Source organism: Campylobacter sp. RM9333, from assembly GCF_020137705.1.
In the GTDB taxonomy this organism is placed as follows: Bacteria; Campylobacterota; Campylobacteria; order Campylobacterales; family Campylobacteraceae; genus Campylobacter_E.
On the sequence record NZ_JACGAY010000011.1, the window covers coordinates 43,119 to 52,157 of the forward strand.

Below are 9,039 nucleotides of genomic sequence, written 5' to 3' on the forward strand. Positions count from 1 at the left end.
TTGCGTATCTTAGCATATTTTACAAAGATTTTACATTGTAGAAATCTTAACAATTTTTTTTAGTCTATAATTAGCCCAATTTTTTAAAAAGGAAAGGTAATGGCAAGAGAAAACATTATTATAACGATACTTTTTGCTATCGTTTGTGTTGGCTTTTTGTTTTGGGGTTATAGCACCACAAATTATTATATATTCTTTACAATTGCTGCAATTTTTGGAATATTTTTAGCATTCAATATAGGTGCAAACGATGTTGCAAATGCTTTTGGAACGAGTGTTGGAGCAAAAACTCTTAGCATAAAACAAGCTTTAATAATAGCTGCGATATTTGAATTTAGCGGAGCATTTTTTGCTGGTGCTGAAGTAACTGCTACTATTAGAAGTGGTATTGTAAGCGTTAAAGAAAACATAGAACCTATGCACTTTGCTTATGTTATGATGAGTGCTTTGTGTGCTGCTAGTGTTTGGATTTTTATAGCTACTTATAAATCTTTACCAGTTAGTTCAACTCATTCAATAGTAGGCGGAATTTTAGGTGCTGCACTAGCTTTAGGTTTCATAGCCGAAAATAACGCTACTCAAGTTAGCTGGGGTGGGATAGGAACCATTGTTGCTAGTTGGTTTATATCTCCTGTATTAGGCGGGGTTTTGAGTTATTTTGTTTATTCGTTAGTTTATAAATTCATTGTAGTTCCTACTAAAGAAAAGGAAAATATTTTAAAGCAAATCAAAAAAGATAAAGCAGAGTATAAAAAACAATATATAGATGAATTTATGCAAAGCGAAAAATCTAAGCAATATAGTGAGCTTTACGGCATTTTGCTTAACGAAAAAGGCGAATACGCAAATAAATTAAAAGAATTTACAAAAAAAGAAAAAGCAGTTGATGTAGCAGGATTTTTAAGCAAACGCATACCTGTTTTAGCTACTTTAATAGCTTTTGTAATTTCATCTATGTTATTTTTTAAAGCCTTAAATAATGTTGATACAGGACTTAGTCATTTTAGTATAGGATTAATCATCTTATTAATTTGTATTAGTGCTTATATAATTTGTGTAGGAATTATTAATATTATGAAAAAAGGCGAACCAAAAAAAGCAGTAAATCGTATTTTTTCATGGTTTCAAATATTTACTGCTTGCACATTTGCCTTTTCTCACGGAGCAAACGATATTTCAAACGCAGTTGGACCATTTGCTGCGATTTTAGATATTTTACACACAAATACAATAAATCCAACTTCAGCAGTGCCTACTATTGTAATGTTAGTATTTGGCATTTCACTAGTTGCTGGGCTTTGGTTTTTAGGCAAAAGCGTTATTAAAACCGTTGGCAAAAGCCTAGCAAAAATCAAGCCTACCACAGGTTTTAGTGCCGAGTTTGCTTCAGCTATTGTAATACTTCTAGCAACTCAACTAGGAATTCCAATCAGTTCAACTCATATTCTAATAGGTGCGGTATTAGGAATTGGAGTATTTAACAAAAACGCAAATTGGAAAATGATGAAGCCAATAGGCTTAGCGTGGATGATAACCTTACCTGCTAGTGCTTTAATTTCGGCATTTTTCTTAAGCTTACTTTATTATTTATTTTAGGAGATTTAATGAATCAAATTCAAGATGATATTTTAAAGACAAAAGAAGGCAAAAAATCCTTTAAAAACGCAATCATTAGCTGTTGGCTAGGAACTGCTATGGAATATGCTGATTTTGTTTTATACGGCCTTGCGGCTGCAACCGTTTTTGGTAAAGTTTTTTACCCAGAGCAAACCCCTATAATCGCTCTAATGCTTAGTTTTGCAACCTATGGAGTTGGCTTTATTGCTAGACCTATTGGAGCTTTCTTTTTTGGTAGATTAGGAGATAAATATGGTCGTAAAGAAGTTATGATGATAACTATATTTTTAATGGGTGCAGCGACTACTTTAATAGGATTTATCCCATCTTATAATAGCATAGGCATTTTAGCACCTTTATTATTAGTAATTTTAAGATTTTTACAAGGTTTTGGAGCAGGAGCTGAGCTTAGCGGTGGAGCTATTATGTTAGGCGAATACGCACCTAGCAAAAATCGTGGTTTAGTATCATCAATCATTGCACTAGGCTCTAATAGTGGGACTTTAATTGCTAGTGGAATTTGGTTTTTACTTGGATTTTTAGATGATAAAGACTTTTTAGAATGGGGCTGGAGATTGCCATTTATATTTAGCTTTTTAATAGCTGCATTTGCCTTATATCTAAGACGCTTTGTAGGAGAAACACCTGTATTTGCAAAACAAAAAGAACAAATGCAAAAACAACGAGAACAAAATTTAAAAACTCACAAAACCGAAAACAAAACTTTTTGGCAAAAAAACAAATCATTTTTTATTATGCTAGGTCTTAGAATGGGAGAAAACGCCCCATCTTATATAGCTCAAAGCTTTTTAGTAGGTTATGTTTATACTATTTTATTATTAGATAAACAAATAGCTACAACAGGGGTTTTAATAGCTTCATTTTTAGGATTTTTAGTTATTCCATTATCTGGATGGCTAAGCGATAAATTTGGTCGTCGCATTATGTATAGGATATTTTGCTTATTATTAATGATTTATGCAGTTCCTGCATTTATGTTACTTGATAGCAAAAATGAAATAATAGTAATTTGTGTAATTGTCGTAGGAATGTGTCTTGCATCTTTAGGGATTTTTGGAGTTCAAGCAGCTTACGGAGTTGAAATGTTTGGGTGCAAAAATCGTTATACAAAAATGGCACTAGCTAAAGAAATCGGTGGCATTTTATCAGGTGGAACTGCACCATTTTTAGCAACTTATTTTATAAATCTAACTCATAATTGGTATTTAATCGCTGCTTATTTTATATTTATGGCAGGAATTGGATTTGTTACTACATTTTTTGCTCCTGAAACTAGGGGTAGAGATTTAAATCTTATTGAAGATGCTATATGAAAATCGTAATTGACACTGATATAGGCAATGGTATTTGTGGGGCTAATACTGATGATGGCTTAGCCCTAGCACTTGCAATTGCTAGTAAAAAGATTGATTTAAAAGCAATAACAACTCTAAGCGGAAATGTGATAAATCATAAAGCTTATGCAGTCGCAAGGAATTTAATTTCTAAATTAGGGATTAAAATTCCTGTATTTTTAGGCTCAAGCAAGGCTTTATTAGAAGATGAAACGCCGTGGAGAAAAAGACTTGATGAGAGTGTTTATAATTTTAAATTAGAACACTTATGGCAAGATTTTAAACCTATTAAAATTTATAAAAACGCCAAATTAAACGCTGTTTATAAATTATGCGAATTAGCAAGAGTTTATAAAAATGAGCTTATTGTTTGTGCTATTGGACCACTTACAAACATAGCTCAAGCTTGTATTTTAGATAATGAGTTTGCAAAAAATGTAAAAGAGATTTTAATTATGGGCGGGGTATTTGATATGAGTAAATACCCTAAAGATACTAATTTTGGTTTTGACCCAGAAGCTGCTAGGATTGTGCTAAGAAGTGGGGCAAAAATCACTCTAGCACCTTACAATATCACAATGCAAACTAGCCTAACTCATAAAGATTTAGAAGAAATAAAAGCAATTAATAATAAATTATGTGATTTTTTATATACAAGTATTAAGCCTTGGATAAGCTATGCAGAGCTTACAAGAAATAGCATTGGCACTTGGATACACGATGCTTTAATAATTGCATATTTGCTAGATTCTAGCATTTGTAAAAGCGATGAATATTATGTAGATATAGAAACTTGTGGCGAAGCAAGGGGCAAAAGCTTAAGATATGATAAAAATCTTAATATGAATATAGGCATTGATTTAAGCAAGTTAAACCTAGTAAAGGTTTTAAAAGATATTGATAATGAAAAATTATTAAAGCTAATAAAGGCAACTTTAAATGAATTTAGCAATTGATATAGGCTCAAATACTCTTAAAATAGCTGTATTTGATAAGGTTTTAAAAAACTACGAAAAGGTCTTAAACTTAGGACTATTTTATGAAAACGAGTGTATAAATGATGAAGGAATTAAGGTCTTAATCAATGCACTTGATGAGCTAAATTACGATTTAAGCAAGGCAAAAGTAGTTGCTACTGCAATTTTTAGAAAAAGTAAAAATGCTGATTTAATAGCTAATATGCTTTATCAAAAATATGGCTTTAAATTAAAAATATTAAGCCAAAACGAAGAAGCAAGGCTTACTAGATTAGGGGTTGGAATTTCAATTCAAGGTGATTTTACTTTAGTAGATGTTGGTGGGTATTCAACAGAAATTACGAGTAATGATAAAAAATTATTACTTGATATAGGACTTTTATCTTTTTATAAAAGCGTAAAAGAAAAAAACTTAGATATTAAAGACTACGCATATACACTTTTAAACCCTTATAAAAACGAGCTTAAAAGCTATCCAAGACCAATTGTTCTAGCATCAAAAACGGGAATATTTGCAAAAAGTATTGCAAAAAATATTGCTTATAAAGATATTGATGATTTAGAGTTTCATAATAGCATTGTAAATAAAGATGAATTATATAAATTAATTGATTTTATTAATACAAATAATGCCGAAAAAAGAGATTTAATGCTAGGAGTTAATAGAGATTTTGCAGTGCTTTGCGGGGCTTATTTTATTGATACTTTATTTGATGATTTTGAATTTATCATTTCAGCTTATGGGCTTAAAGAAGGAATTTTATTAGGAGAATAGTATGAAAAAATTATGGGGCGGTAGATTTAGCCAAGCTACGGATAAATTAGTAGAAAATTACACAGCGACTTTGCCACTTGAAAACAGACTTGCTTTAATAGATATAAAAGGAAGCATAGCACACGCAAAAATGCTTGAGCGTCAAAAAATCATAAACTCTCAAGAATTAGCAGAGATTTTAAAAGGCTTAGAAATTATTCAAAACGAATTTATAGAAAATAAATTTGAGTTTAATATAAGCGATGAAGATATTCATATGGCTATTGAAAAAAGACTTAGTATTTTAATAGGTGCAAGTGCTGGCAAACTTCACACTGCAAGAAGTAGAAACGACCAAACCGCACTAGATGGAATATTACAAATGAAAGAATTTGTATTAGGAATTAGAGCTAATTTAAAAGAATTAATGCAAGAGATTTTAAACCAAGCTAAGACCAATTTAGACTTAATTATGCCAGGCTTTACTCATCTTCAAACCGCTCAACCGATTTTATATTCGCATTGGATAATGGCGTATTTTTGGATGTTTAAAAGAGATTATGATAGATTTTTAAATCTATACAACTCATTAAACGAATGTCCGTTAGGCTCGGCTGCACTTGCGGGGACTACTTTTAATATAGATAGATTTTTTAGCGCAAATGAACTTGGCTTTGCAAAGCCAAGTGAAAATAGTATTGATAGTGTTAGCAATAGAGATTATATGCTTGAGTTTTGTAGTGTTAGTGCAATTTGTTTTAGCCATCTTTCACGCCTTTGTGAAGAGCTAATTATTTTTAATTCAAATGATTATAAATTCATTGAGCTAAGTGATGATTTTTGCACGGGTTCAAGCATAATGCCACAGAAAAAAAACCCCGATGTATGCGAAAAAATGCGTGGCAAAACAGGTAGAATTTATGGCAATCTAATCTCAATGCTAACTATTATGAAAGGTTTGCCACTAGCTTATAATACCGATATGAGCGAAGATAAAGCAAGTGTTTATGATACTCAAGATACCATAAAAGATAGTCTAATAATAATTACAAAACTAATTGCAAAAATGAAACCAATTAAAGAAAATATGCTAAGAGCAGCTGCTAATGGATATTCAAATGCTACTGATTTGGCTGATTATTTAGCTAAAAAAGGTGTGCCATTTAGAAAAGCTCACGAAATTACGGGAAAATTAGTAAGCTATGCAATCTCAAAAAAACTTAAATTAGATGAATTAAGCTTAGATGAATTAAGGCTTGAGTGTGATTTAATTGAAGATGATATTTATAAAGCAATTGATTTAAAAACTTGCGTTGATTTAAGAAATTCTTATGGTGGAACATCAGAAAACGCAGTAAAAACCCAACTCCTAAACGCTCAAAAAACATTAGAAAATCTAGGAATTTAATTTTAAACTATGTTTAAAGATAGTAAAAGCTATCTTTAAACTTGAAATTTATTATCTTAATAATTAAGCTTTTTATTTATATCTAATCATATTTTAAATTCATAAAACCTAAGATTATAACAAATCACAATGCAACTAAAATATCAACCTAAAGGAGCAAAAAGAATTTGTAATTTTATCTTAGTATTAAAGCAATCTAAGTTATATTCTAGTGTTTTATACCCTAAACTACCATCAAAAAGTGGATATATAAGCCAAACTTCACTAACTTTAAAAGCTATTGCATAGGCAAATAATTGATATAAATCAGCTTGGCTAATATCACTTAACTTATTTATGATTTTATACTTTGTATCAGCGATGATTGTTTTATCTTTAAGCTCAATTAAAATATCAGGTCGCATTAAACAACGCTCATTTTGACCATCTTTTATTAAGTGTTTTTTTAATAATTGAGTGCTTATTTTTATATTTGGATTGTGTTTTTTAAGCATAAAAGCTACATAATCTTCAAAAAGTCTATTCATATCAAAAAGCAAAGCATAAGCGTTATTATCCCCCGCAAATGGTGTAAAACTAAAACCATTTAAAAATAACTTACACCATAAAAGTATGTTTTCATAATAACTATAATGCTTATTTTTTACACTAAATTCACATTTTTTAATATCAATTAAACTAATATCATCAAAAGTCTTTAAATATTTTAAAATCTTTTTATTTTGACTTAGTTTTTTTAAATGAAATAATGTAGTTTTTATAGTTTGATTTATCACATTGTCTATGATATATTCATCATTTTCGGTAAAAAATCGCTCTTTATGAATTAAGTTATGTTTTAAATTCTCATTAAAAAGCAATTTGCCTTTTAAAGTTGTTCTATTTTCAGCTATTTTTATATAATCACTCATAAGCCCTTTATTTAAAAGCACGAAAAGTTCTTCTAAAAACATTTCAACAAAGACTTCAAAAAGTGACATTTTTTCATCTTTTAGCGTTGCTTTAAGCGATTTTTTAAACGGACTTTTTTGTAAAGTTCTTAAAAGTTCTAAAAGTAGCTGCTTGGGATTTAACTCTCTTTCTTTACAATCCTTAAACATCTCATCTTTTAGCTCATAAGCCTTGCTTAAATCTATTCTTGGCATTATCTCATTACTTGGTTTTGAAACCTTAGGATAAATTTCTAAAACCCCACTTTTTGTCTTTATAAGTCCTACATAATTTCTTGCTTTTAGTTTATTTTTACCGACTATTTTTAAAAACTTTGGGTTATTTTCAGCAAAACTCATAAGCTCATTTAAAAACTCGTCGTTATCAAGTGAGCTTATTATTTCGTGTTCGTGGGCTATTTTATTTGCCATAGATTTTATTAAACCAATCTTTTGTTAATTTATCCAAAAACTTATTATTTATGCGTAAAACTTCTTGATTTAACATATTTTTACTTACTATCAATTCTTCATTATCATTAAGCACCGATTTTATCTGCGAATAATCATTATAAAAATACTCTTCTAAAAGTGGTAAAATCTTATTTCTAAACACAACTTTAAGCTCATCAATTTTGTTTATACCCATAAAATACGAATGTCCGATAAGCTTTTCATCTCCTATTAAACATTCAATTCTTTCATTCATTTTATTTAATAATTCTTGAAGATTTATCCCATCGCAATTAGAATTTAAAAGAAAACTATTAGGCATCATCTTTTTAAACTCAAACCTACGCCTTAATGCCGTATCAAGGGTAGTGATACTCTTATCAGCTGTATTCATAGTGCCTATTATATAAACATTATTTGGCACACCAAAACTCTCTTTACTATATGGCAACACTACTTCTAGCTCTTCAGTATTTCCTAGTCTTTTACTAGGTTCAATAAGTGTGATAAGCTCTCCAAAAATCTTACTAATATTCCCACGATTTATCTCATCAATAATGATTATATAAGGCTTTTTTATGGAATTTTCAACATATTCTTTTAAACCTAGAGTTTTTAAATAATCTATGATTACTTTAGCATAAGCAGAATTATAAAGTTGGTATTTTGGATTTTTATATAACTCTTTTATTGATTCTATATTAACTGGATAATCTTTATGCTTATCACTCATACCATCAAATTTAATTCTAAAAGTTATACCATCTCTAAACTGAATATGATATTTTGTATTTGGAATATTAAAATACTTTTCAGGGTCAGCTAAATCTATTGATGATTTTTCTTTTAATGTTTCTATTAAAATATCAAAATTATTGATTAACTCTGTATTACCTTTGGCTTGTTCGCATAAACTCTTAAAAATACCATTAGCTACAACATATTTTATTTCACCATTCTCAGAAATAGGTCTAATTCCTTCTACAAATTCTTCATATCCATAACTTTGATGAAAAGTGATAAATACGATTTGTCCGTTTTCTACATACTCCTTAAACTTTTTTTGCATTGCTTGTCTTGTGTCAATTTCGTTTGTTTGAGTTGAAAAATCTTCGCCCAAAATCTCTAAAGCTATTTTTATAGTATCATAAGTCTTACCAACCCCTGGTGCTCCATATAAAATCTGATTTAACGGATATTTTTTCATAGGTATTTTACTCCTTTATTTTTTCATATAATATTTAAAAAACTTCATAATATATTAACTAGATAAAGTATAACAAATTTAACAATATCACTTACAAAAATTATGCAATATCTTAAATCTAAATCAAAATTAAAAAGTAGAAAATGATAAATATTTTTAATAAGGTAGTAATTTAAAACAATCATAAATATTTTTTATGCTAGTTTTTTGATTTTATTTGATTTTTATAAAAAAGGTGCTAAAGATAGCACCTTAAAAACTCCTATTATTAACGCAATAATCTTTAATGCGTTTTTAAAGGTGCATTGCACCTTTAAAACTATTGTAATAATCTTTGTA

The 9,039-nt window shown here is 29.3% G+C and carries 7 protein-coding genes; 5 read left to right on the forward strand and 2 right to left on the reverse strand.

What is annotated here, in order from left to right:
- Nucleotides 1-99 precede the first annotated feature (99 nt).
- Genes AVBRAN9333_RS05385 through argH form a run of 5 tightly spaced genes read left to right on the forward strand, consistent with a single transcriptional unit; the run spans nucleotide 100 to nucleotide 6,111 of the window.
- A complete protein-coding gene (locus AVBRAN9333_RS05385) occupies nucleotides 100-1,596 on the forward strand; it encodes an inorganic phosphate transporter (RefSeq protein WP_336609560.1) in 1,497 nt (498 codons plus the stop codon).
- On the forward strand, nucleotides 1,590-2,951 hold the full coding sequence (locus AVBRAN9333_RS05390; protein ID WP_442862228.1) for an MFS transporter: 1,362 nt from the start codon (nucleotides 1,590-1,592) through the stop codon (nucleotides 2,949-2,951). Before AVBRAN9333_RS05385 ends, AVBRAN9333_RS05390 begins: the two co-directional genes overlap by 7 nt.
- On the forward strand, nucleotides 2,948-3,928 hold the full coding sequence (locus AVBRAN9333_RS05395; protein ID WP_336609561.1) for a nucleoside hydrolase: 981 nt from the start codon (nucleotides 2,948-2,950) through the stop codon (nucleotides 3,926-3,928). The genes AVBRAN9333_RS05390 and AVBRAN9333_RS05395 overlap by 4 nt, the downstream gene beginning before the upstream one ends.
- Nucleotides 3,912-4,724, forward strand: a complete 813-nt coding sequence (locus AVBRAN9333_RS05400; RefSeq protein WP_336606769.1) for a Ppx/GppA phosphatase family protein — start codon at nucleotides 3,912-3,914, stop codon at nucleotides 4,722-4,724. The genes AVBRAN9333_RS05395 and AVBRAN9333_RS05400 overlap by 17 nt, the downstream gene beginning before the upstream one ends.
- Nucleotide 4,725: 1 nt before the next feature.
- The gene (argH, locus tag AVBRAN9333_RS05405; RefSeq protein ID WP_336609562.1) at nucleotides 4,726-6,111 is read left to right on the forward strand and encodes an argininosuccinate lyase; all 1,386 of its coding nucleotides are present in this window, start codon (nucleotides 4,726-4,728) and stop codon (nucleotides 6,109-6,111) included.
- 143 nt (nucleotides 6,112-6,254) lie between these two features.
- Here the strand turns inward: argH and AVBRAN9333_RS05410 are convergent, their stop codons facing one another.
- Both AVBRAN9333_RS05410 and AVBRAN9333_RS05415 read right to left on the reverse strand, forming a co-directional pair.
- A complete protein-coding gene (locus AVBRAN9333_RS05410; protein ID WP_336609563.1) occupies nucleotides 6,255-7,472 on the reverse strand; it encodes an McrC family protein in 1,218 nt (405 codons plus the stop codon).
- The gene (locus tag AVBRAN9333_RS05415) at nucleotides 7,462-8,700 is read right to left on the reverse strand and encodes an McrB family protein (protein WP_336609564.1); all 1,239 of its coding nucleotides are present in this window, start codon (nucleotides 8,698-8,700) and stop codon (nucleotides 7,462-7,464) included. The genes AVBRAN9333_RS05410 and AVBRAN9333_RS05415 overlap by 11 nt, the downstream gene beginning before the upstream one ends.
- Nucleotides 8,701-9,039 lie beyond the last annotated feature (339 nt).

Bases quoted from the DNA above. Each gene is read 5' to 3' on its own strand.
- AVBRAN9333_RS05385 (WP_336609560.1), top strand. From the start codon at position 100: ATGGCAAGAGAAAACATTATTATAACGATACTTTTTGCTATCGTTTGT.
- AVBRAN9333_RS05395 (WP_336609561.1), top strand. From the start codon at position 2,948: ATGAAAATCGTAATTGACACTGATATAGGCAATGGTATTTGTGGGGCT.
- AVBRAN9333_RS05400 (WP_336606769.1), top strand. From the start codon at position 3,912: ATGAATTTAGCAATTGATATAGGCTCAAATACTCTTAAAATAGCTGTA.
- argH (WP_336609562.1), top strand. From the start codon at position 4,726: ATGAAAAAATTATGGGGCGGTAGATTTAGCCAAGCTACGGATAAATTA.
- AVBRAN9333_RS05410 (WP_336609563.1), bottom strand. From the start codon at position 7,472: ATGGCAAATAAAATAGCCCACGAACACGAAATAATAAGCTCACTTGAT.
- AVBRAN9333_RS05415 (WP_336609564.1), bottom strand. From the start codon at position 8,700: ATGAAAAAATATCCGTTAAATCAGATTTTATATGGAGCACCAGGGGTT.